Source organism: Streptomyces sp. NPDC101160, assembly GCF_044768205.1.
In the GTDB taxonomy this organism is placed as follows: domain Bacteria; phylum Actinomycetota; class Actinomycetes; order Streptomycetales; family Streptomycetaceae; genus Streptomyces.
This window is the reverse complement of record NZ_JBIWPJ010000003.1, coordinates 726,101-748,547: the sequence shown is the minus strand read 5'-3', so window position 1 is coordinate 748,547 and position 22,447 is coordinate 726,101. Positions and strand designations below refer to the sequence as shown.

21 protein-coding genes and 2 pseudogenes are annotated in these 22,447 nt (G+C 68.9%); 13 read left to right on the top strand and 10 right to left on the bottom strand.

What is annotated here, in order from left to right; genetic code table 11:
• Nucleotides 1–5 precede the first annotated feature (5 nt).
• Entirely contained in the window at nucleotides 6–143 is a 138-nt protein-coding gene (locus ACIRSU_RS12995; protein ID WP_403791432.1) for a hypothetical protein, read from the bottom strand.
• A 286-nt stretch (nucleotides 144–429) separates the two neighbouring features.
• Here ACIRSU_RS12995 and ACIRSU_RS12990 point away from each other — a divergent pair, with 286 nt between their 5' ends.
• The gene (locus ACIRSU_RS12990) at nucleotides 430–1,533 is read left to right on the top strand and encodes a hypothetical protein (protein ID WP_403791430.1); all 1,104 of its coding nucleotides are present in this window, start codon (nucleotides 430–432) and stop codon (nucleotides 1,531–1,533) included.
• A gap of 40 nt (nucleotides 1,534–1,573) precedes the next feature.
• Here ACIRSU_RS12990 and ACIRSU_RS12985 read toward each other — a convergent pair whose 3' ends face one another.
• Nucleotides 1,574–2,038 carry a hypothetical protein gene (locus ACIRSU_RS12985; RefSeq protein ID WP_403791428.1) on the bottom strand — a complete coding sequence of 155 codons (465 nt, stop codon included), beginning with the start codon at nucleotides 2,036–2,038 and terminating at the stop codon, nucleotides 1,574–1,576.
• Nucleotides 2,039–2,182: 144 nt separating this feature from the next.
• On the opposite strand from ACIRSU_RS12985, the gene ACIRSU_RS12980 reads away from it, so the two are divergent.
• The 3 genes from ACIRSU_RS12980 (at nucleotide 2,183) to ACIRSU_RS12970 (ending at nucleotide 4,012) form a co-directional block, all read left to right on the top strand.
• Entirely contained in the window at nucleotides 2,183–2,485 is a 303-nt protein-coding gene (locus tag ACIRSU_RS12980) for a hypothetical protein (RefSeq protein WP_403791426.1), read from the top strand.
• Between the two features lie 603 nt (nucleotides 2,486–3,088).
• Complete coding sequence (locus ACIRSU_RS12975; protein ID WP_403791425.1) at nucleotides 3,089–3,595, top strand: DUF6624 domain-containing protein; 507 nt, start codon at nucleotides 3,089–3,091, stop codon at nucleotides 3,593–3,595.
• A 252-nt stretch (nucleotides 3,596–3,847) separates the two neighbouring features.
• Entirely contained in the window at nucleotides 3,848–4,012 is a 165-nt protein-coding gene (locus tag ACIRSU_RS12970) for a hypothetical protein (protein WP_403791424.1), read from the top strand.
• A 1,026-nt stretch (nucleotides 4,013–5,038) separates the two neighbouring features.
• Here ACIRSU_RS12970 and ACIRSU_RS12965 read toward each other — a convergent pair.
• Nucleotides 5,039–6,454 carry a hypothetical protein gene (locus tag ACIRSU_RS12965; RefSeq protein ID WP_403791423.1) on the bottom strand — a complete coding sequence of 472 codons (1,416 nt, stop codon included), beginning with the start codon at nucleotides 6,452–6,454 and terminating at the stop codon, nucleotides 5,039–5,041.
• Between the two features lie 823 nt (nucleotides 6,455–7,277).
• On the opposite strand from ACIRSU_RS12965, the pseudogene ACIRSU_RS12960 reads away from it, so the two are divergent.
• Nucleotides 7,278–8,020, top strand: a pseudogene (locus ACIRSU_RS12960) (transposase family protein); the annotation flags it as partial.
• 456 nt (nucleotides 8,021–8,476) lie between these two features.
• Nucleotides 8,477–8,724 (top strand): annotated as a pseudogene (locus ACIRSU_RS12955) (IS5/IS1182 family transposase); the annotation flags it as partial.
• A gap of 36 nt (nucleotides 8,725–8,760) precedes the next feature.
• Here ACIRSU_RS12955 and ACIRSU_RS12950 read toward each other — a convergent pair.
• Nucleotides 8,761–9,222, bottom strand: coding sequence for a GNAT family N-acetyltransferase (locus ACIRSU_RS12950; protein ID WP_403791422.1), 462 nt, complete (start codon nucleotides 9,220–9,222; stop codon nucleotides 8,761–8,763).
• A gap of 877 nt (nucleotides 9,223–10,099) precedes the next feature.
• The gene (locus ACIRSU_RS12945; RefSeq protein WP_403791420.1) at nucleotides 10,100–10,858 is read right to left on the bottom strand and encodes a nuclear transport factor 2 family protein; all 759 of its coding nucleotides are present in this window, start codon (nucleotides 10,856–10,858) and stop codon (nucleotides 10,100–10,102) included.
• Between the two features lie 615 nt (nucleotides 10,859–11,473).
• On the opposite strand from ACIRSU_RS12945, the gene ACIRSU_RS12940 reads away from it, so the two are divergent.
• Complete coding sequence (locus tag ACIRSU_RS12940) at nucleotides 11,474–12,496, top strand: glutathione S-transferase family protein (protein ID WP_403791419.1); 1,023 nt, start codon at nucleotides 11,474–11,476, stop codon at nucleotides 12,494–12,496.
• Between the two features lie 181 nt (nucleotides 12,497–12,677).
• Here ACIRSU_RS12940 and ACIRSU_RS12935 read toward each other — a convergent pair whose 3' ends face one another.
• Nucleotides 12,678–14,207 carry a DUF4241 domain-containing protein gene (locus ACIRSU_RS12935; RefSeq protein WP_403791417.1) on the bottom strand — a complete coding sequence of 510 codons (1,530 nt, stop codon included), beginning with the start codon at nucleotides 14,205–14,207 and terminating at the stop codon, nucleotides 12,678–12,680.
• A gap of 410 nt (nucleotides 14,208–14,617) precedes the next feature.
• On the opposite strand from ACIRSU_RS12935, the gene ACIRSU_RS12930 reads away from it, so the two are divergent.
• Nucleotides 14,618–15,115: a hypothetical protein gene (locus ACIRSU_RS12930; protein ID WP_403791415.1), complete on the top strand. Its 498-nt coding sequence runs from the start codon at nucleotides 14,618–14,620 to the stop codon at nucleotides 15,113–15,115.
• A gap of 8 nt (nucleotides 15,116–15,123) precedes the next feature.
• Here the strand turns inward: ACIRSU_RS12930 and ACIRSU_RS12925 are convergent, their stop codons facing one another.
• Nucleotides 15,124–15,405, bottom strand: a complete 282-nt coding sequence (locus ACIRSU_RS12925) for a transposase (RefSeq protein WP_403791413.1) — start codon at nucleotides 15,403–15,405, stop codon at nucleotides 15,124–15,126.
• Between the two features lie 695 nt (nucleotides 15,406–16,100).
• Here ACIRSU_RS12925 and ACIRSU_RS12920 point away from each other — a divergent pair.
• From ACIRSU_RS12920 to ACIRSU_RS12910, 3 genes are all read left to right on the top strand, one after another.
• Nucleotides 16,101–16,328, top strand: a complete 228-nt coding sequence (locus tag ACIRSU_RS12920) for a hypothetical protein (RefSeq protein WP_403791412.1) — start codon at nucleotides 16,101–16,103, stop codon at nucleotides 16,326–16,328.
• Nucleotides 16,329–16,559: 231 nt separating this feature from the next.
• A complete protein-coding gene (locus ACIRSU_RS12915; protein ID WP_403791410.1) occupies nucleotides 16,560–17,018 on the top strand; it encodes an SRPBCC domain-containing protein in 459 nt (152 codons plus the stop codon).
• Nucleotides 17,015–17,359, top strand: coding sequence for an ArsR/SmtB family transcription factor (locus tag ACIRSU_RS12910; RefSeq protein WP_403791408.1), 345 nt, complete (start codon nucleotides 17,015–17,017; stop codon nucleotides 17,357–17,359). Before ACIRSU_RS12915 ends, ACIRSU_RS12910 begins: the two co-directional genes overlap by 4 nt.
• Nucleotides 17,360–17,499: 140 nt before the next feature.
• Here the strand turns inward: ACIRSU_RS12910 and ACIRSU_RS12905 are convergent, their stop codons facing one another.
• Together ACIRSU_RS12905 and ACIRSU_RS12900 are read right to left on the bottom strand one after the other, a co-directional pair.
• Nucleotides 17,500–17,793, bottom strand: a complete 294-nt coding sequence (locus ACIRSU_RS12905; RefSeq protein ID WP_403791407.1) for a hypothetical protein — start codon at nucleotides 17,791–17,793, stop codon at nucleotides 17,500–17,502.
• 1,198 nt (nucleotides 17,794–18,991) lie between these two features.
• On the bottom strand, nucleotides 18,992–19,612 hold the full coding sequence (locus ACIRSU_RS12900; RefSeq protein ID WP_403791404.1) for a LysE family translocator: 621 nt from the start codon (nucleotides 19,610–19,612) through the stop codon (nucleotides 18,992–18,994).
• A 429-nt stretch (nucleotides 19,613–20,041) separates the two neighbouring features.
• On the opposite strand from ACIRSU_RS12900, the gene ACIRSU_RS12895 reads away from it, so the two are divergent.
• Both ACIRSU_RS12895 and ACIRSU_RS12890 read left to right on the top strand, forming a co-directional pair.
• The gene (locus tag ACIRSU_RS12895; protein WP_403791403.1) at nucleotides 20,042–20,893 is read left to right on the top strand and encodes a methyltransferase domain-containing protein; all 852 of its coding nucleotides are present in this window, start codon (nucleotides 20,042–20,044) and stop codon (nucleotides 20,891–20,893) included.
• A 162-nt stretch (nucleotides 20,894–21,055) separates the two neighbouring features.
• A complete protein-coding gene (locus ACIRSU_RS12890) occupies nucleotides 21,056–21,472 on the top strand; it encodes a hypothetical protein (protein WP_403791401.1) in 417 nt (138 codons plus the stop codon).
• Between the two features lie 151 nt (nucleotides 21,473–21,623).
• Here ACIRSU_RS12890 and ACIRSU_RS12885 read toward each other — a convergent pair whose 3' ends face one another.
• A complete protein-coding gene (locus ACIRSU_RS12885) occupies nucleotides 21,624–22,055 on the bottom strand; it encodes a relaxase domain-containing protein (protein WP_403791507.1) in 432 nt (143 codons plus the stop codon).
• Between the last annotated feature and the right edge of the window lie 392 nt (nucleotides 22,056–22,447).

Genomic DNA, 22,447 nt, shown 5'->3' with positions numbered 1-22,447 from the left:
GGCGTTCAGCGGTAGTCCCAGACGTTGTCGCGGGCCGCGCGCTCGAGGTCGAGGCGGACCAGGAGCCCGTGGTGGTCGGAAGCGCCGGCGGGGGTATCGAGGAGCTGGTGGTCGAGGATCGTGTCGCGCAGCGGGGCGCTCACCCACAGCTGGTCGATCCGGTCGTCAGTGCCGGCCGGTCTTGCGCAGCAGGTCCTTGTTGCCGGTCTGCTCGTACAGGTGTCAGGCCGTGTCCACGTAGCCGGAGTAGGCAAGCATCTCCGTGACCCGCCGGTCTGGAAGGAGCTCGCCGCCGGACTCGCTGGGCAGCCGAGTGCGCGCGGCTCGGTTGTCACGACACCGCTCGAGGTCGTGGGGCCTGCCGCCGCATACGGCCGGAAGGCCACGACGCCCGCGGCCATCGCCCAGCCGGCGCCGGCGGCAGCATCCATGGCAGCCGGCGGCGCGGCAGCCGTCTCGTATCCCGAGCCCGCCCGGGCCATGTCGCTCGCCGAGTGCAAGGCGCACATGGGCGGTACCGCACAGCTGTACCTCAAGTCCCGGTTCGCCGTGTGTACCGCTCCGCAGATCACCACACTGTGGACCCGTTCGGAAGGACAGGTCGGCACCAGCTCCTTCACCGTGTCCATCCGCGGCACGGTCCCCAAGGAGTCCGACCGCACGATGTACTTCGACTACGACGTCACCGACTTCGTCTCGGTCGGCACCGCCGGCGCCGCGGGCATGCGCATCGGCCTGAAGGGTGTCGTGCCCGAGAACTGGCCGGCGACCGCGCGGCCCGTGCTGAGCACCACGCTGCCCGTCACCAAGACGCTTCCGCAGATGCAGGCGAGCTCCCACTACGCCCACACCTTGCGCTACGCCCCCGGCCAGGGCAGCGGAGCGGGAGCGGCGGATGTCGTCGCCGCGGTCTGTCAGCCGCAGATCGTCGCGACCATGCCGCCGGGCTGGGTGGGGCCGGGGCAGGCGACGGCCAAGCCGTTCATGTTCGCCCCGCGCTGGGACTCGGCCTCGTACCTGCGTAATTCGACCGGCGGAGGCAACCCTGCGAACAAGGGCGGTGCCGCGTTCAGCATGATCGCCACTCTCGAGTACAGCTCAAAGGCGGGTGCGCCGGAGAAGGCGGTGGCCGATCACATCAAGCAGGCGTTCACCAACCCTGGGGCGACCAAGCCGTTGAACGCGCTGAAGAACGTGCCCGGTGACAACGTGAAGGAGCCCTTGCACCGGCTGTTCCTCGACCAGGGGCGCCGCCGGGACCGCAACCGTGCGGTCGCGGTGCGCGAGTGCACCCGCGCGTGGGGTGCGAACTACACCGCCGGTGGCAAGGAGTGCGACGAGTTCCCCTTCGCCACCAGCTATGAGGGCTCCGCAGCGTCCGAGTTCGACGTGCACGTCGAGAAGAACAACTTCTCCGTCCTGCCCGTTGCCGGTGCGCGGAACGGCGCCGCCGGCAACCTGCTGAGCGGCTTCTGCAACGCCAACCAGATCCTCGACGGCCAGGAAGACGGCTTCATCGTCAAAATCAACTGATGCCGGCGTGTGGCCGGCGCCCGGGCGCCGGCCACACTTGTCAGGCCTTCGGCCAGAAGTCGATCACATACTTCTCCACCCCGTAGGCGACACCTTCCGTCTGCGTCACCCTGGCGACCTCGTCCCGGCCTGTGCAGCCGACACGGACTCGCCACCACCCCGGCCTGCACAGCTGGATCAGGTGATCCGACCGGCCCAGCGTCATCGTCCACACGGCGACATCCCCGGTCGTCGTCTCGAAGTCGACCTCACCCTGCTCGTCCCACTTCTCCTCTGTGGCAGGCGGCTCTGAGGCCCACACCCTGACCTCCACGCCGGCGGTGTGGGTGTGGCCGGCGCTGAACAGGTCGAAGCGGCGCTCGTGCTGCTGGAGAAACACCCCCCACTCGAAGTTGTCTCCGAACGGCACAGGAACCACGTTGTCGTCGGACTCCTGGAACCCGAACCCGCGGAGTGCGACCTCGACGTCCAGGACCTGCTGACGCAGCAACTCGGACTCGGACACGGTGCCTCTCCTCCCTTGCGAGGCCTCTTGATGGGCCCCTTCTGCGTTCATAGGTACACGGGACCTCGACGTCGCCCTCTCGGATTCCGCCAAACCCTCCGCGGCGTCCGGGTGGGTGGGACGCTGGTCGGCCGGGGGCGCCGCGTGGGCATTGAGGATCATCCGGGCAACGCGGCCTTCTCCGCGCTCGCGAGCGGTGAGCCGGGCCTCGTCCTCTGCCTCCTGGGCTGCGAGTTCGGCCCGGGCGGCGGCTTCCCGGGCTGCCGCGGCGGCTGCGGCGGCCTCAGCTGCCTCCCGCTCGGCGCGCGCCCTGCGGGCGGCGGACTCGCGCTGTTCCGCGATGCGCCAGCCTTCTTCCGCCTGCGCGCGCTCGGCTTCCGCGGGTCGGCGGGCAGCTTCCGCCTGCGCGCCGGCGCCGCCACGTCAGCACACCGCACCGAGTGGTGAGCGGATGCGGTGGGCGCAGGTGGGGCGGCTCGCCGGGCTGCGGGGCGGGCCGGTCCTGCCCGCCGACAGGCGCGGGAGCCGTGTGGCTGCTCAGGTCGTGGTGATGCTGGTGAGGGTGGCGTGGAGGCGGTCGGCGTCCGCGTACAGCTGCGGGGGGGGGCATCGTGGCGCCGAAGGCAGGCCCGCCCTGCACGGGCAGGGCACGCCAGTGCAGGACCGGGGTGAGGATGGTCGTGGCCGCGCCGAGGAACCAGGCCAGATGCCCGTGGACGCCGGCAAGGGCGATGGCCAGCACGGCCAGAGCCTCCCGCAAGCATGCCAGACGGTCGACCGGTGACAGGGCGTCCTGCGCGTGCGGGGTGCCGGCGGCGGTGTGAAGGCCGGCGGCCGCCTTCGAAGCGACCAACCGGTCACCGGGGGCCAGCGCCCAGTGTGGTCGCGGACCTGCCGCTCGGCTTCCTCGGCCTCTGGCTTCGGGGGTAGATCCATTATCCCTGGGTGGCGAGGCGCCTGTCACCGTTCTCCGGAATGATCTTTACATCCCTTTTGCGCTTCTAGTCTTACGGGCGGACACAAAGCAACGATCTGACCTGGGAGTTGAGAGTGACGCACGATGTTGCCGCGCTGGCGGTGGAACTCACAGACATGGCTGCGGCCGATCACCAATCCGCAGTCCGCGCGAACAGCGATGACCCAGCCGAGCAGTTGGCGTGGCGACGGCTGACCGCCCGGCACGGTGACCGGCTTGACCAGATCATGGAGGAATACGGCTGGCCGACGGCGGAACTGGTCGGCGAGGAAGCCGCACGCGCGGCATGGCTGATCGCTCAGCACGCCGACCGGCAGCTCGACGTTCAGCGTCGTGCCCTCCGGCTGATGCAGCAGGCGGTGTCGGCAGGCTCGGCCAGCCCACGCGAGCTGGCCTTTCTGCGCGACCGCACGCTGGTCAATGAGGGCCGCAAGCAGGTCTACGGCACTCAGATCGCCGGCGTGAAGGACGGGGCACCGGTTCCGTGGCCCTGCGAGGAGCCCGAGCGCATGGACGAACTCCGCGCGGAAGTCGGCATCGAGCCCTTCGACGAGTACGTCGCCAAGTTCGCCATGGCGTGACGTTCCCTTCCCAGTCGCGTCCGGTGGATCACTGCCCGGCCTCACCTACTGCGGGCGATGATCCGCCGGACAGGCCCAAGCTAGCGAGGCAACCTGTCGTTTCAAGAGACTCGATCGTTGTCATCAGGCATGGTCAAGCTTCCTATCACCGAGGCGCGGCCGTTAGTAGGGCGTGCCAGAAAAGCAAAGCTGCCCGTCGTACACCGGTGATGAGAACGCTGGTGACCGAACAGTTCCCCAGGAATGCAAGCAGTGGTCGACACGCAGATCGACGCGATCGCGCTCGCACTGAGCGAAACGCTCAACCTCAATACATCGCTAGCTGAGCAGATGGAGCCGTGGCTGCATCGCTTGCTACAGCTGGTTCCTTCAGGCCCGGCGTGCTGCGGGCGGCGCCAATGCCACGCCCGCACCTGAGTCAACGGCGCAGCCGAAGGTTCCGCCCCAGAGGGAGGAGGCTGGCACTCCGCAGATTCAGACTGCGTGACAACGACGGCAGTGCGACAGCACTGACGGCCGTAGCCCGGGCCCAGCACGACGGGCTGCCATTGCGAGGCGTTCGGCGGCCAGCTCTGGCGTGTCCGGGCCTGGACTGCTCAGGGAATTGTCCGCGCTCCTGGTACGCGAGGAACGGCTCGTCCTTGGTGACGAACGCCCCGGCTCAGGCCGACGTCGGCCAGCCCGCGTCCCATCCACCAGCCGGGCGGGACACGCACCTCCGCCTGAGCCTGCCTCACCAAGGGGTGTGCGGGCCGGGCGGAGGCTGTCGCCGACGACGACCTGCCGCAGGTAATAGCGATACACCTCCCACGGGTGATCAGCCCGACATCCATCGTGACCACCACGCCGCACCGCCCTGACCAGCGGCCAATCCGGCGTACGTACCGCCCGGCGGAAGAGAAGGGCGGCGTTCACGGGCCCGAGCACGACTCGTCCGATGCTGAACCAGCATGAGGCCGCTGCCGTGTGCGGGGGTGAGGCGTTCCACGATCCGCCGGCGCCGTGAGGCCTGGCTGTTGCCAGGTCGGTGGAAGACCCGGAGCGTGGCTGGCAGATCCCAGTTGAGGTGCTCCTCGCCGCCGGCTTCACCCTGAACGCCCTCGCTCCGCCCGACCCGTCGTAGCCCTGGGGCGGCGTCATCCGGGGACGGTCTGAGTGGCCTGGTGGGCGGCTCAATCGCCGAGCTGCGCGGCGGAGCGCTGTGCGGACTCTGTGGCCCGTGGGCGGTGGCCCGGGATATGCCCATCTCGGCGGCCACATGCGCGACCGGACGGCCTGAGCAGACACGTTCGACCAGCAGTCTCCTGCCGAAGACGGTCAGTCGGGCATTACGGTGGCCACGAAGACCTCTGTGCGGTGAGTTCCCAGACAGCTCCCACCACACCGGAGGTCTTCGCCATGTTCAAGACCAGACAGTGTCAACAACGCTCGTGGCCAATACACCTAGCGGGCCGGTCGCAGCGAGACGCGAATGTTCTGGTCCTTGTCACGGACGACGAACAGCCCCGATCCCGCTCCGTCCACATCCGCACGCTGCGGGATCTCGACCCCGACGGGGAGGATCTTCGCATCGCCCGTGGCGGTGGTCAGGTCGAGTCGCGCGAACCGCGGCCCGTCGGAATCCTCGCCGACCGTCCCGTAGGCGACGCCGTCGTCCCCGACCGTGTTCACCGCGATCGTCTTGCGGTTGCCGTCGCCCTGCAGGCAAATGCCCTGCTTGCGCTGCAGATCGAAGGCGACCGGGCCCGCCGCCAGGAAGCGGCCGGAGGGAGAGGAGACGACCGGGTGGGCACGGTCGTTGCCCTGCGCGGTGACCGACGGGAAGTCGTCGTAGGCACAGTCGATCCGGGCGAGGAGCCGGCCCGAGGCGACCTCGTGCACGGACCACGCCGTCGGCTCGCTCGAACCGTCCTTGTCGGTGCGGTGCCACTGCGCGAGGAAGCGTCCGGCCGCCACGCCGTACACGTCGCCGTTCCACTCGTCGGTGAGGCCGTTCGACACGGTGGCGTTCACGCCCTCGGGGCGCACGGCGTCGCCGAACCAGCCGCCCGGCACGCCGAACCCGCGCCCGAGTCCGACCAGCGGGCCGTTGGGTCCGGCCGCGACCACCCGGGCCCAGCCGCACTCCAGCGTCTTGCCGGCGCACTGCGGCAGCAGTTCGGCCGGGTTCGCGTACGGCGTCACCTTGCCCGTGACCACGTCCACGGCGGACGACCACTGAGGGTAGCGGCCGAACTCGCCGTAACCCACCAGCAGCCGGCCGCCGTCGGCGCTCACCCGCCAGTCGCCCGCGTCCGCGGTCACCGGCACGTCGATCTCCCGGAGCGGCTTTTGGCCCGAGCCCCGGCCCTCGGCGTCGTACACCGCGAGCCGTACCACCTCGGTACCGTCGTGCAGATCGTCCTTGCCGGCCATGCCGTGCGCGGAGACGACGACGAACTTGCGGCCGTCCTGCTCCATGGCGAGGACGTCGGGAATCTCCTTCGCCTCCTTGGCGCCCTCCTTCAACACCGGCGGCCGCCAGATGGCCGAGCCCCAGCGCACCTCACCGCTGTCGGCGGCCCTGGACCGTACGGCGAAACCGGCCCCGTCCTGGGTCAGCAGGGCCACGGCCTTGGCTCCGGGCACCACGGCCACCGGGGCCACGGGATCGGTCCCGGGCACCCAAGGAAGGGTCTCGTCCCAGCCCCGGGTCCCGTCGTAGGCCGGCGGCAGGCTCATCGCGGCGGGCCGCTGCGCCCCGTCCGTGGCCTTGGCGTCCTCGCCCTTGGCGGCAGGACCCTGCGACCCGCCACACCCCGTCATCGCCGCGGCGGTGAGCAGGGCCAGGGCCGTCGCCCTCGCTGCTCGCATCCTCACGTCGCGCCCCCTTGTGTTCATGATCAAATCGCAGCGAGGGTAGCAAGGTGACGAGCCGTCCCCCGCGGGCGGGTGCGCGTGATGTCAATGGGGGCCTCAGGACGCGGACCGCTCGCCCGAACCCGGCCGGTTCGGGCGGCCCCGCTGATCAGGGGCGGCGTGAGTGAGCCGGGGCGAGCACTGGTGACGATCACGCTGACCGGAGTGACGAGGTCGAGCAGGTCGCGGAAGCCCTGGATGGGTGACCGCCCACGAGAGGGGTGAGTCCGCGCAGTCCCAGCGAGCCGACGGTGCGCGTGAAGGTTGGAGTGGGCCTACTGCCGTTTGTGCCGGTGCCAGGCCCGCCTCGACGCGAAGACAGTCGAAGGCCAGCTGGCGGAAGGGGCAGACGTGCCGGAGCGGCTCGCTGCCGTCCGGCACCAATAGCTGTTCTTCGTCGGGATGCGCTACCGCAGACGGCCGACGCCTCCGGCTTCTCCCGGACGAGTCCTCAGGAGCGGCCCTGATCAAAGCGCCATGCGGGTCGGGGCGGACCGCGCTGGGGAGGGCCAGGTCCTTGCCCTGTGCACAACCATCGTGACGGGCCATCGGGCGTTTGTCTGAGATGCTGTCCCCCGGTGAGGGCGTACCGGGTGCGGAGGTCGCGCAGGGCGCGCTGCAGGGGGCTGGCGCTTGCCAGGTGGGCGGGGTCGAGACGGGCGATGACGAGGGTCCCGTCGGGGAGCCGGATCGTGATGGTGTCGGGGTCCGGCTCCGGGAGCGGCGGTCGTGGCACGGCTCTAAAGCGTGTTGCAGAAGGCTTCGGGTCGGGCATTTTCCTTGTATGCGTGGGGTGTTGAGGGCTGAGCCGTTGTGGGTGGAGACGTTCACGGGTCTGCGGATGCGGCAGTTCGAGCGGCTGCTGAAGGTCGTGCGGGAAAGGGGCGGGAACGGGCCCGGTGGCGGGAGGCCGTGGTGCCTGCCGCTGGCGACCGGGTGCTGCTGGTGGCCGTGTGTTACCGCACGAACCTCACGATGCGGCAGCTCGCCCCGCTCTTCAGCTGCTCGCCGGCGACGGTCTGCCGGGTGATCCAGCGACTGCGGCCGCTGCTCGCGATCGAGCCGGCCGCGCGTCCGGCCGATGTGGTCGATCGGTTGTGGATCGTGGACGGCACCCTGATCCCGGTCCGCGACCGAAAGACCGCCGCGTCCTCGCGCAACTACCGGTTCTCTGCGAACGTGCAGGTCATCATCGACGCCGACACGAAACTGGTGGTCGCGGCGGCACGGCCGGTGCCCGGCAACACCGCAGACGCGAAGGCCTGGCGGGACTCCGGCCTGGCCGCCGTCTGCAAGGGCGTGACCGTGCTGGCCGACGGCGCCTACATCAACACCGGACTCCTCGTCCCGCACCGCAAACGCCCCGGCCGAGCCCTGCTGCCCGGCGAGGAAGAGGACAACGCCGAACACCGAAAGGTCAGGGCCCGCGTCGAGCACGCCTTCGCCCGCACGAAGCACTACAAGATCCTCCGCGACTGCCGCCAACGCGGCAACGGCCTCCACCACGCGGTCCAGGCCGTCGCTCGACGGCCCAGACCCCGAGGTCCGCACCCGCACCGCCTACCTGTTCGTACCCACGCTCACGCCGCAGCGGCCGGCCTCAGCGGCGACAGCGAGCGGGTCGAGCGGATCACCGCCGTGCTCACGCAGGCCGCCGCCAGCCCGGTGCCGGCGCCAGGAAGGGAGTTCAACGAGGGAAACCTCCACGGATACACCGCCCGCACCCTCACCACGCTGATCCCCCACGCCGGCTTGGGAGCTTCTGGTCCCGAACTGAGAACTCCGACAGCCCCGTGTCGGAATCCCCCCAGCTCTGCCCAGCCACCGGGTCTGCAGCACTGAGCCGACGCTCACGGCGGAGACCGGCTCATGGCGTACCAGCACTCCCACTGCACTGACCGCAACCGTGGGCAGCGGCGGAGCAGAGGCGTCCCGGGCGGGCACTATGACAGAGTCATTGAGCTGTCTCACCAGGACCGGCACAGCGTCTCCGACAACTCCGGCGGCATCCATCTGCTCTCGGACATCGCCGCCGACCACTCCCTCCCGCATCACCAAAGTCTGGGCCGACACCGGCTACCACACCAAGGTCGTCGAGCACGGCGCCCGTTTGGGCATCGGCATCCCCCGCCGCGACCCTGCCCAGAAGGGCTTCAAGGTGATTCTGGGTCGTCGAGCGGACCTTCGGCTGGCTTATGGTGCCGATCCGGCTTTGCGCCCCGCTGACGACCTGGGGAGCGGTTGCCGGTGATGGGACGGCCGGCCGCTCAGGGCTGCATGGCGTCGAACGGCAGAACGCGATGAAAGACGACCATGGCCTGGCCGGGACCGTTGTAGTCATCGACGGTCTTCGCGTCGAATCCGAGGCGGCGATGGAACGCGATCGAGCCAGTGTTTCCGAGTGACGTGATCGCCTTCAATCGCAGCGCGCCGTGGCGTTGGGCAGCATCAGCGAACGCCGCATACAGACGGCGCCCGAGACCGGTGCCGCGGGCGTCGTCCCGAGTGGCGATCAGGTGTACGTACCCGGTGCCGGCCGGGGTGACGAACCCGATGATGTACCCGCGGATTCCGTCCTCGGCACGGACGACCAGACAGGTTTCACCGAACTCCTGCACCAGCGCCAGAAGGTGCAGGGACCGAAGGTCGCGTTCTGCCCAGTATCGATGGTGGTCAGCAAGAACCTGATGGATGTCGGCCATCCCGGCCGACGCGATCCGTGTGCGCATGACACGGATCATGACAGGCACGCCACCCGCTTGAGGAGCCGAAGTTCCGCTCGGCCCAAGACATGGGCAAAGACCGCACGGGTTGAGTGAGTTGTGACGCTTACCCGGGCCCGTGCGGCCTGCTCCCATGCTGCCCTGCCGGGTCTGTCGCGTACACGTCGGCGAGTTGCTCGAAGAACCCGCCCCGAAGCGGGCAGCGGCCCGGCAGAGAAGCACTGCGTGAACGGCGCGGTCAAGACCGGCGGCGGGCCGCCGGAGCCGGGCCCCGGCAGCGCCTGGTGTTCACCGGCCGGCTGTGTTGTGCCATTGATCCCTTGAAGTGACGTCGGACCCGGTCAGCCGCGTTGGCGCCATCGCTGTACCCGGCGGCGCAGCCCCATGCTTCCTCTGCGGGGTCCGGATACAGAACGTCCGCGGGTCCGCGCACTCGGCCTCGCTTCGTGCCGGCTGTTCGGCCCGTAGCCGTCAGGCGACAACACCGGGGCCTGACGTTCCGCCTGCGCCTTGATCTCCCAGTGGGACTCGTGAGCAGTCACACGCCACGCTTCCTCCCACGAGGCCAACGCCGCGCCGACTGCCGCGCCCGCTGTGCCCCGGCGCCGAACGTGGCGCGCCAGCCACAGCAGGGCAGCGAGCACTGTGGCCAAACCACCAAAGATCGCCAGCAGCGGAACAACGTCACCCATGTCGTCGAGGGTACGTGCACCCCGGCCGCGTCAGCCGAAGCCGAGCGTCTCCTGCACGAAGCCGGCCGGCGCCGGTCTCGTAGTGCAGCCCGGTGCCGGCCGGGGTGTAGGTGTTGTGGAAGACGACGCTGTTGTCGGCGCTGAAGCGGAAGGTCTTCCCTGCCTAGGTCCTGGTGCTCACGGTCTACTGCTCAGAACACGCCGTTGGTGTGCGGGAGTTCGTCAGGAATGGGCGCGATGACGTCCCAGTGTTCGACGATCTTGCCGTCGGCGACGCGGAACAGGTCCCAGTAGGCGACGGGCGCACCGAACTCGCCCTCGGACTGCAGGAGCACGAAGTCCCCCTCGGCCACGACGTTGTGGACGGTCTTGTACACGAGGTTCTTTCCCTGCTCCGCCCACTTCGCGGCGGCCGCGCCGAAGCCGTCAAGGCCGTCGTCGGCCTCCGGGTTGTGCTGGTCATAGTTCTCGGTCGAGATGTAGTCGGTCAGGACGGAGTAGTCACCGCCCTTGAGCACCTTCTCCGCGAAGTCCTTGACCAGCCTGCGGTTGGCCTCGGTCTTGTCGAGGTCGCTCGGCACGGTCGGGCCGTCGGTCTGGGAGCGGCCGGACACGGTTTCCTTGGCGACCGGAGTCAGCGCGTCCCAGTGCTCGGCCAGCTTGCCGTCCGCATCGATGCGGAACAGGTCGAAGGCCACCAGCGGCTGGGGCCCGAAGCCGTAGTACGTCCCGTGCAGCGCCACCAGGTTCCCGTCGGCGATCACCCGGGCGCTCTCGTAGCGGAAGTCCTCCGAAAGGCCCGCCACCAGTTGGCGCAACGGCTCGGGGCCGTCTGCCGCCAGGCTGCTGTGCTGACGGTAGGCGGCGGACACCCAGCGGTCCACCGCGCTCGGGTCCTTCTCCCCGAACAGTTCCCCCGCTGCCTTCAGGACCAGATCCTTGCTGCTCACGGTACGACTCCGATCTCCGCATGCAGGTGACGCGTGGTGCGTCACCTGTCATCCACTGTCACCAAGTGTCGATCACGACGCACGGTGGAGTCCGGCACGATCATGGTCGATCTGCCGGCACGACACGGCTCGGGTGCTGCCGGCTCTCAGCGGCGTTCCCTCAAGGCGAAGCGATGCCCGCAGTGCTGCCCGGGGGCTCACCTCTACAGCCAGGCGTGTCTGCGACCTCCATGACCAGCGGCTACCTGTGGGAGACGACGGTTAGCGCCCCAGGGCCTGTGCGGCGGGCCTGTCCGACCCTGATCCCCTGGGAGACGGACGCCATGGCACATGACCACCCTGCCGTGGCAAAGATGTCCGAGTTCTTCGATCCAGCACCCGGCCGATGAGGTCTGCGCGGCGATTCCCACGTCTGGCAGGCGCTGCGCGATGCCCTGTCCGGTGAGGCAGCCCGGAGCCGGCCGACGCCGGAAGGGTGGCGGGCGGGCGCCCTCAGGCGGGCGTGGTGCGAGCGGGCGCGGGTACGCGCCGGTGTGTATGGAAAAGCGCGCAGCCGACTGGCCGACCGGCTGTCTCGACGCTCCCGAGCCAGGGCCGTGAGGAAGGTTCGGACCGATGACCGGTGACGGCGCCTATGAGCGCGACCGCACATACATCACCACCCGAATCACGGCCGACGGGCGCGACGGCTATCCGGTGGAGCCCGGGCGGTACCGGCTGATCATCGCCCGGGCCTGTCCCTGGGCGAACCGCAGCGCGATCGTCCGGCGGCTGATGGGCCTGGAGCACGTGCTCTCGATGGGGATCGCCGGGCCCCTGCACGACGAGCGCAGCTGGTGCTTCCACCTGGACCCGGGTGGCCGGGACCCCGTCCTCGGCATCGAAAGGCTCCAAGAGGCGTTCTTCCGGCGCGAACCAGGCTATCCGAGCGGCATCACCGTGCCCGCGATCGTCGACGTCCCCACCGGCGAAGTGGTGACCAACGACTTCGAGCAGATCACGCTCGACCTCGGCAGCCAGTGGGCGGCCCACCAGCGGGACGGCGCGCCGGACCTCTATCCGCACAGGTGGCGCGACGAGATCGACGATGTGGCCGACAAGGTGTACCGGGACGTCAACGACGGCGTCTACCAGTGCGGTTTCGCCGGAAGCCAGGAGGCGTACGACACGGCGTACCGCCGCCTCTGGGAGCGGCTGGACTGGCTGGAGCAGCGGCTCGGCGGCCGGCGCTATCTGGTGGGCGACACCATCACCGAGGCCGATGTCCGCCTCTTCCCGACCCTCGTGCGCTTCGACGCCGTCTACCACGGCCACTTCAAGTGCAACCGGCAGAAACTGACCGAACTCCCCGCCCTGTGGGCCTACGCGCGGGACCTGTTCCAGACGCCCGGCTTCGGTGACACGATCGACTTCGCGCAGATCAAGGCGCACTACTACGTCGTCCATCACGACATCAATCCGACCGGGATCATCCCCCGAGGCCCGGACACCCGCGCCTGGCTCTCGCCGCACGGGCGCGAAGCGCTCGGCGGCCGGCCGTTCGGCGACGGCACCCCACCCGGACCACCGCCCCCGTCCGAGCGCGTGCCGCCGCTCCCCACGCCACCTCTAACCGGCCCGACACCCCGGCCGCCCTGAGGTCAGGCGGCCAGGACCGCTCGCTGAAGAGCAGCGATGACGCGGTCGAGGGCGTCGGAGCTGTACGGGTCCGCGCGACTGCCCAGAGTTTGAACAAGGAGCGCTGCGTGGCCCATGACCCCCTTGGCGTTGTTCACGAGAACCGGTTCTCGCTCAACTTCCGTGAGGTTGAGCCAGAACCTCAGCGCCCGGAGCTGGCGGCCCGGTGAACCGGCAGGTCGCCGTCATGATCCAAGACACCTCCGGACCGGACTGGCGTGAGTTCACAGAAGTTGTGCCAGAACCCGAGTTCGGGAAGCACCCGCCGCTGACCTGATGGGTTCATGTACCCCGGGCTCCAGGCGCCGAGCGTTGTGAACCGTGCTACCGAGATCGTCACCAGCTGCGCACGCAGGCAGGACCCTGCCTGCACAGCCGCATCGGTGGGGATTCCATCCCACTCCGGGAGCAGCTCGGGCATCCCCTCCACCAGCACCACGACGCCGGTTACCTCACCGGCCTCGGAACGGCCGACCCACACCGGGTAGGTACCGTCCCCGGTCGTCGCGAAGGACATGAGCTCGCCGCCGGAAGCCTCGTCCCAGGCGCGCTGCATGAACATGGAACCGTCGTCGATGTCCTCGTACCCGTCCAGGTCCGACTCCCCTCGGACCAGCCCCCGCTCGAAGAGCGCGATGAGGGGCTCCCAGGACCCGGCGTCGGCGAAGCAGCCGGTGGCGCCGTCGGTGTCGAAGCCGGCTATCTGCTGCTCGATGAACAGCCGGGGATCGTCGTCCGGGCCGAGGGCCATCTCCCAGGTCGCAGCGGGGGCATCGCTGACGAGCAGGCGGACGGCCGTGGGTTCCGTGGTCGTGACCTCGGCGTCCCGCCACTCGCAGTGGTAGCTGAAGCGGACCCGCGCCTCGTCGAGTACGTACTCCCCGGGCGGGACGGGGACCGTGATGCGCGGCCCGTCGCCGTGGTCGATGTCCGGGCCGGAGACGGCCAGCAGCCCGCTGGGTACGCGCAGGGTGCCGACCCGGCGCGGCTCCACGACGGTCATCTCGGGGTGGTACCCGTCGGTAACGCGCACCCCGGGCCGGAACAACTCGTTGATCGGCCCGGGCTGCGCGGGGCGCGGCGGACGCCAGCAGGTGGCGGGGGCGTCTCTGTCACCCGGCTCGGCTGCCTTGGCCACCTCAGCCGCCTCGAAGGCCGGCGGCTCACTGAGCCCGTGTACCTGGGCCGAGAGCAGCGGCCACGCGCCGAAGGCGGGGCGGTCCATCCAGCGCTCGTCGTCCCCGAGTCCGGGCGATGTGGCATAGGAGCCTCCGCCCTGCCCCTGCCGCTCCTCCGTCCGTCGGCCCCTCCCGTCCGGGAAGAGGTCCACGGTGATGCGTGGGCACGCCTTGTCGAACTCCGCCATCTGTGGGCCTGTGTAGTACCAGCCGACGGAGTACCGCCGCAGCAGCCGCGACGGGTCGTCCAGCAGCCGCATGTCCAGGTCGTAGGTGCGGCGGCCTTGGGCGTCGTAGACCCACAGCCCGACGTAGTGGTCCCGCCAGGAGACGAGCCGGACTTCAAGCGGGGCCTTCCGACCCGGCTCCCGGTACACCACCACGTACGGAAGCCCGGCGGCATCCCGCTCCCGGGCCTCCTCGGCGGACATCGGCCGCCAGGACGCACAAGCCTCCAGGTCCCACGCCTGCGCGTGCCCCACCTCGACGACCATTGCCGCTCCTCTTCCTGCAACCTGCCTTGGTTCTGTGCTGAGCTGCAAGGTAGCCGCTGCCTGTGACAACGGCCCTACCGGGCGGGCGGCGGGCCAGCTCCGGCGCCGAGACGGTCGTGCCGGTGATCCAGTCATGGCCCGCTCAGCGAGCGGCTTGCCAGCGTGATCCGTTGAGCAGCAGGCGCGCACTCTGTCATGGACCGCTCAGACGCAGGCGCTCAGTGACTCCCGAACTCATCAACAGGATCAAGCGACAGGGTGAGTGACGCGCTGACTCCCGAAGCCGTCGACAAACGACTCCCGTTCTCGGGTTCTGGTCCAACTTCTGTGGAGCCCTCACACTCTGTAACCTGCCGGGACTGGATGGCCTTCTGTCACCCGCTGGCAGACCTGTTTGGGATCATGCCCGCATGGACTTCGACCTCGCCCCACCAAACGGCGTTGGCCCGTTGCGGATCGGTATGACTCGACACGTGGCCAACACCGCGTTGGACTCGCTCCGCGATCCTTCTGCTATCTCGGAGTCCGACCGGCCGGGACAGCACGTGTTCCGTCCCAGCGGGCTGATGATCAGCATCCACTGCATGCGCGACACGCTCGAAGCTATCGAGCTGGGAAGGCCCCCGTCCCAAGCGGATCGAGTGTTGTTCCAGGGTGTGGACGTGTTCGCGCTTCCCGCCCGCGAGGTTGTCCGGCGCGTCGGTGAGCTCACCTCGATCGAGGGAGATCCAGACGACGATGCTTCATTCACTGCCCCGGACTTGCTGCTGAGCTTCTGGCGTCCGTTCGCAGCCGACGATGAGCCGGAAGCAGAACAGGGCTACTACTTCAGCTCGGTCCTGCTGGCACGACCTGGCTACTACGACACCCCTGCTCAGGCTGCGGAGCGACTCCAGCAGAGCTCGTGACTGTCCCGTCAGGATGCCGGCAGGACTCGTTTCCGCAGGAGACCGAAGCCGGCCCAGCCGTACATCTGGCGTTTGATCATTTTGATCCGGCTGACGTGGCCTTCGACGATGCCGGAGCTCCACGGCAGTGTGATGCCGGCGGTGACGGCGGCGAGATCGCGTTCGAGGCCGTTGACGAAGGTGTGGAGGCTGGGCAGGTCGTCAGCGGACCGCCTTGATCCATTGTGGGAGCTGGTCGCCCTGGAGCTGGGTGAGCAGACGAGGGTGGCCTCACCACTCGCGCTCTGCATATCAACTCCCCGTTATGGCACCGGCGTTCCGCGCCAGCGCCCGCTGATCATTATGCGGTGGCGCCATCAGCACACCGTCAGACATCGGACGTATTCGTCTAGATCACCTGGACCTTCTGGGCTTCCATGCCCTTCGAGCCTTGCACGGCCTCGCAGGTGACCTTCACAGGTTGGTCACCATGGCGGATACGCGGGATCTGTGGTGGACCCAGTACCGCCCGCCGCTCTCCTCCGGCGCGGGCGGGCTGGAGCTGCCCTCCAGGGAGCAGTGGCCCGGCGGGACGCTGATGCGCGAGGCGGCACCCGGGCGACGTACTGGCTCAACAACCACCACCTCAGCGCCGGCAGAGCCTGACTGGGTCCGCGGCGCAGGTCTGCACCCGGCACTCACGCCGCAGACCGCAGCATCCAGCGCGGCGCCCGGACCACCGCAGGTGAGGCCGGGATCGTACGACCGGACGGCGGGCGAACTGATGCTGACACGGTGCGCCACAACAGAGGCAAGCTGATCTGGAAGATCGACAGCCATGCGCTGGGCGCAGGGCGTGATCTTTGAGTTGTCCCATGTCGACCACTTCTGTGCCGCGGCGGGGTGCTGCGCCGGTGCTCTCCGCACGCGACTGCATCCTTTGACCTACTGCGGTTTCGTCCCTGTGGACGAGCATCTTGCGGCACCGTCGCGAGAAGGTTGATCCGTGCGAACAACCATCGGATACACCGTCGAAAGCATCGGCTACGTCATAGGAGCCCAAGGGCTTGTCAGCTTCGCTTCGCAGACCTTCTTCGGCGCGGAGTGGGGCTGGATGCACAAGATCGTCCACCTTCCGCCCACCGCTTACCTCGGCGTCGCCGTTGTGGGGCTGATGCTCATCGTCGCGGGGATGAAGATACGGAAGGCGCCCGAGCGCCACGAGGTCGCCTGACCGGCAGGCCTTTCTGCCCGCGACCCCCATTCCCGTGTCGTAGCGGTCGAAACCCGCACACCGCCCACCACGTGACCGACGCTTAGAACTCCTGGCGGAATGAGTACGTGGCGGGAGTTCGAGGCTTGGTGGGACCCAAGCGGCCACTTACCCGTGCGCAACCAATTGGTTGCGTGTTTGCTTCCGAATGTGCAACCTTTGGGTAGCGCATCCGGATGAGATGAGGTTGCAGTGATCCCCGACACGATCGAACGCGCCATCCTGATCAATGCCTCCAGGGAACGGGTCTGGTCCGTGCTGAGCGAGCCCGCTTTCCTCGGCCGCTGGTTCGGCAATGGAGAGCCGGTCAAGATCGACCTGCGTCCCGGCGGCCTCCTGGTCTTCGACCACGGCATCCACGGCGTCATTCCCGCTCGCATCCAGACAGTCGAGCCTCCGCGCCTCCTGTCGTGGCGGTGGTCCCAAGGCGTCGCAGGCGAGGAACCGGACGACTCAAACGCCACTCTGGTCGAGTTCACCCTGACCGAAGACGACTCCACGGGAGGCACCCGGCTCACCATGGTCGAAAGCGGCTTTACGCACCTCGGGCTGCCCACCGAGGAGGTCATCGACCGGCACCGCGCCAACAGTCAGAACTGGCCCGGCAAGCTCGGCCAACTGCGCGCGGACTGCGAACAGACCACGGCATGACTCGTACCGACGACGGCGAACAGGCTCCCGATGACGTCCTGGTGGCACTGGCCGATCCGATCCGCCGACAGGTCCTGGCCACCCTTGCCCGCGAAGGCGGCGCCACCTCGACATCCCTGGCGGCAAACCTGCCCGTCACCCGCCAGGCAGTGGCAAAACACCTGGCCGTCCTCGACCGCGCCGGACTGGTACGCGCCCACAGGGCCGGACGCGAGGTCCGCTACGAAGCCGACCTGCAACCGCTGAGGCGGACAACGCGGTGGATGGACACCCTCACCAACCAGTGGGAACACCGCCTCAACGCGATCAAGGATCTGGCGGAGGGGGCCACTGAGCCCTGACCTCCACCCGCAGCGCCGCCTCAAAGGCCCATCGCGCAGTGCGGAGTCTCCTCCAGCAGATCAGCGCGCATCCCAGGGAGAGGAAGGCTTCGTGGATGTCGTCGCGGATCTCCCGGCGGATCCGCCAGCCGGCGGAATCACTACAGATGGGCGAACGCACGCTCCACGACCCAGCGTTGGGTGCCGAGGCCGGATCCGTACCCGGTGCCACAACGGGCGATCAGCGGTTTCACGCCGTGGCCCCAGACCAGACGACAGTACTTGTCATAGTCTTCGCCGCGGTCGCCCAGCACCACGTCCGGACGGCGCCGGGGCCGGCCGCGCTTGCCCCGCACGGGCGGAACGGCTTGGAGAAGCCGGGTGGCGGCCCGCTCTCCGAACAGGTTCCGCAGCTGCGTCTCGGCGACCTCCTGCCCTGCCGTCAATCCGAGCACGGCGGCCCATCCATCTCCCGGCCGGGACACCGGCCTCCTGCTGAGCGTCGCGCAGCGGCGTGCGCGCCGGGCGACGGCCGTCACCGACAACGGTCTGGCGCAGGCAGTAGCACCTCTGCCCGGCTCGAATGATCGCACCGAGGCGGTCGATGACGTAGGCGACGGTGGGGACGGCGTCCGGACCGAGCTGGGGGAACGTGGTCTGCCGGTATGTGCGTACGGGGTCCGGGGATTTGGGCTGGAGCCGCTCTCGCCTGTCCTTGTCCGTGAGCCAGGTACTCAGTTGGAGGAGCGTGCGCTGCGCCTGCGGGGGGCTGGCCTGAACGGCCTGGAGGTCGAGCAGGGCCAGGACCTGGGGAACGCGGGGCAGGATCGTACGGGCGTAGGCCGGGATCGTACGGGCGTAGGCCGGGATCGTACGGGCGGGGGACGTCGGGTGGCCGGGGAAGTGCAAGCACTGGGCGGAACGCTGTGATGGAGCCGGTCAGAGGCATCGGCGGCCCGCTCGACAATCGTCCGAGGGCCGCTGAAGCATCGCAACCCCGGCCACCAGTTCCGCCCCAGCCTGCGGATCAAAAGCGTCCGCTGCGCCCGCGGCATCTACGAACTCACCTGGGCGCCAGACGTGGCCCTACGGTTGGGAGGGTAGTCGGCGTCGCCTGTCACATCGTGTGACACCGGATCGACGGGCACGACACCTTCGCCAGCCCCTGACCGAGAGCCACGCCCCCGCTCGAAGAAGGTCACCCCCCTCGGCCATCACTGGCGAAGACGCCTCACGGAATTAGGCCGTCAAGCCGGGTAGCGATCGCGCCGGTACCGTTCTCGGAATCGGGGCCGGACCGGAGCACACGTAAGCTCCCGACACAGAGGGTGGAGGGGTGGTGGCGCCGGACGCGGGGCGGCAGCCCGCGACCCTCAGTTACCCGTCCTGCACCGACTGGCTCCGCGACTGCCGAAGCCGAGATCCCCGCGTGGAAGCACGTCCAGACGGTACGCGAGGAGATCAACGCCGACGGCAGTATCGCGCTCCACTGGTAGGCAGTCCCAGCCGACGTTGCGACCCGGGTACGCGGGTTTCTGACACATGCCACGGCGACGAAGACGGCGCCTGGACGGGTCCCCGGGCAGATCTACGAAATCGCCGGCACGCAGGACCTGCCACCAAAGCCCCGAGCGAGAACGTCGAGCAGCCTCCTCAGCCCTCGACGGCCATCCGGACGCCGAGGACAAGGAGCACACCGCCGGAGATCTGCTCGAGGCGCCGCCGGACCTCGGCGCGGGAGATGATCCTCTTCATCCGGCCGACGAACCACACGTAGAGGCCGTAGTAGCCGACCTCGAACACCGCCCAAACAGTCGCAAGGCCAACCATGGTCAGCAAGTGAGGAGCGCCCGCGGGAACGAACTGCGGAAGAAAGGACATCGCGAAGACCGCAGCCTTGGGGTTGGCAAGGTTCAGCAGCAGACCCGAGCGGTAGGAAAGCCAGGCCGAGCGCACCGGAACCGTCCCTTCGCCGCTCTCGGACACGACTTTGCGCCGGGCATCCAGCAGAGTCTTGACACCCATGACGATCAGCATCACCGCCCCGGCGATCCGCATGACGTCATACGCAAGCCGCGAGGCCGCCAGCAGCGCCGTCAGCCCGAGAGCAGCAACCACGCCCCACACGAAGACGCCGGTCTCGTTCCCCAGCACCGTGAAGAAACCGGCCCGCCTGCTGTGCAGGGACTGCCGGATGATCAGCATGGTACTGGGGCCGGGCGAGGCGGCTATCAGCGTGCACGCACCGAGAAAGGCAAGAAAAGTACTGAGCATCTGCTCATCGTGAAGGACCGCTACCAATCATGTCCATCATCCGCCTTGAGCAGAAGCCCATCAGCCTCCTGACGCACCAGAGCCTGATCGTGGGCGGTCTGCTGCCGGCCTGAGACGGGTGGCGGAGGGCGGCTGACCGGGGTCTTGGACCCGCAACGATCGAACGCGACACCAACGTGACCTGATCACACCAACAGGAAGCAGTAGATACGGCCGTGCTCGTAGACTTACGGCGTGGCATTCATGAGCACCCCGCACTGCTGCTTCCTGTGATCGGAAGGCGCTGAGGGCGATGCCAGACGGCGTCGCCCTCCTTGGTGTGCCTGCTGCGTGGATTACGTCCTCTCTGACCGTTCCTCTCTCTGAGGCAGTGACGCTCTGAGCGCGCAGGCACGATCCCTTCCCTTCACCCCTTGCCAGGAGTGCTTTGTGCCCGCGTTGCTCCCCCCTGCCCTCGATCTGTCCCTCGACTTGCTGCGTTGCCCGGCGTGCCGTACGCGCCGCCTGCACGACGGCTACGGTGCACTGCGTTGCCCGATAGGCCACACCTTCAACATTGCCCGCCACGGCTATGCCAGCTTGCTGACGGGAACCCCCGCCACCAGCGGCGACGACACAGCCATGGTCCAGGCCCGGAACCGGTTCCTGTCCACCGACACCTACGCGCCCATCCGCGAAGTCACGGCCCGTGTGGCAGCCGACGCCGTGTCTGAGCAGGGCACGGTTGTGGACGTGGGGTGTGGCACGGGCTACTACCTGGCCGGCGTACTCGACCAGCTGCCTGGCGCCCGTGGTCTGGGGCTGGACACATCGGTGCGCGCACTGCGCTTGGCAGCCCGTGCCCACGACCGAGCCGCTGCGGTGGCCTGGGACGTTTTCCGCCCCTTCCCCCTGGCCGACGGGGCGGCCGATGTCGTGCTGGACGTGTTCGCCCCACGCAACCCCACCGAGTTCCACCGCGTGCTGCGCCCGACCGGCCGGCTGATCGTGGTCCGACCCACCGGTCGACACTTGGCCGAGCTGCGTGGCCACGTGCCTGGGATGGTCGCGATCGACCCAGCCAAGGAACAGCGCCTGCACCGCGCGCTCAACCCCTTCTTCGAGGCCGTCGTCACCGAACAGGTTGAGTACTCCGCGACCCTGGCCAGGCTGGATTTGCTGGACCTGGTAGCGATGACGCCGAGTGCACGCCACGTGAGTCATGCAGACCTGAGCGACGGCGGCGCCCTGCCCGATCAGGTCACCGTCTCAGTGCTGGCCACCGCCTACCGGTCTCGGTGACCACGAACGGGCGCATGCGCCTGCTGACTTGCATGGGAACGGGTTCTGGCTCAGCTTCTGTGGACTGGCCACGTGGAGTGACGGCGGGGGTTGCGAGACGGGTCAGTGAGGTTGCCCGAAAACGGCTCTCTGGTCGGGTGGTTGGGCCAACAGTTCGGGGCCGTGGATGACCTTGCGGTTCGGCTGAAGGATCTGTTGTTTCCGTCGGTGGCGGACGTGGTGGTGCTGTCATTGGACGTGCACGTCGCGATAGTGCGCATCCGTCGCCACGGCCGGCGGACGGAGCGCCTTCGCTCGACGCTGCCCGACATCGGACCGGCACCGGCAGGCAGAGCGGGCGCCCGCCTGGCCCGGGTGCTCGGCGGCGTCGGTGTCAGCCGGTGCACTGTCCTGCGCCTGGTCGAAGCACTTTCGGAGACAGAGCCGGCCGCCCTGCGGGCGTTCGGTGTCGACGAGTACGCGACCCGCAAGGGACGCCGCTACGGAACCGTCCTCAAGGATGTCGCGGCCTGCCGACCTTCGGCCGGACCGGGAAGCGGCCAGCCTCGCAGCCTGGCTGGTGAAGCGGCCGGGGATTGAGGTGGTCCACCGTTCTTCGCTCAAGGCGCGACCGCCGGCGCACCACAGGCGGCCCAGGTCGCCGACCGGTGCCTCGTGATGGCGGGGGCGGCGGCGATCGGGCCGTCGGACGGCCGCACCCCGGCAGATACCGTCCTTGCGCCGTACCGGATCACCGCGACCTCGTCCTCGTTCGACTCCAGCACCCGTACGAACGCGCGCTCGTGCGCGCGGCCTCGATCACCCACCCGGTCTCCTCCTCCCCCAGCGCCCACAACAGGGAGATCGTCGGCTGCGGCCCGGAGACGAACTCGACACCGGTCACCATCACCCGGCGTACGAGGGCGTCAGCCGTGAACGTCTTCTTCGGCGAGTCGCCCTCGGCCAACCTGATCGGCTGCGATCCGGTCCGCGTACGGGTGACGGCCCGCTCGCCGAGCAGGCTCCGCGGCTGCGTCTCGGTGACCTCCTGACCCGGCCACAGACCGAGCACGGCAAGGCCGCGGCCCATCCATCTGCCTGCCGGGACACCAGCCTCCTGCTGAGCGTCACGCAGCGGCGTACGCGCCGGGCGACGGCCGTCACCGACAACGGTCTGGCGCAGGAAGTAGCGGCACCTCTGCCCGGCCCGAGTGATCGCACCGTCGCTGGGGCGGTCCGTCTCGGCTGGTGGTCCCGGAACCGAAATTGACGGCGTCAGCCGGTAGGGCCGACCGCTTCGGTGCTCGGGGTGATGCCCTCTCCGAGGACACGGCGCCGGCCTTGCTGCTCCGAGGGACGGGGCCCCAGCACGCCGCGAGTCCGCAGCTCCTCCAGATCGGGGAGGCGTATGCCGGGCAGCTCGTCGAGCAGATCAGCCTGGGCGGCGCGCACGGTCGCAAGATCCTGGGGGCCAGTACCGAGGTCCCGGCGGCGAGTTGTCACAGCCATCATCCTACGAGCTGGCGCGGTGACGAGCTGGCGCTGTCACTTCAGTCGCCGTCCGGTGCATCCACA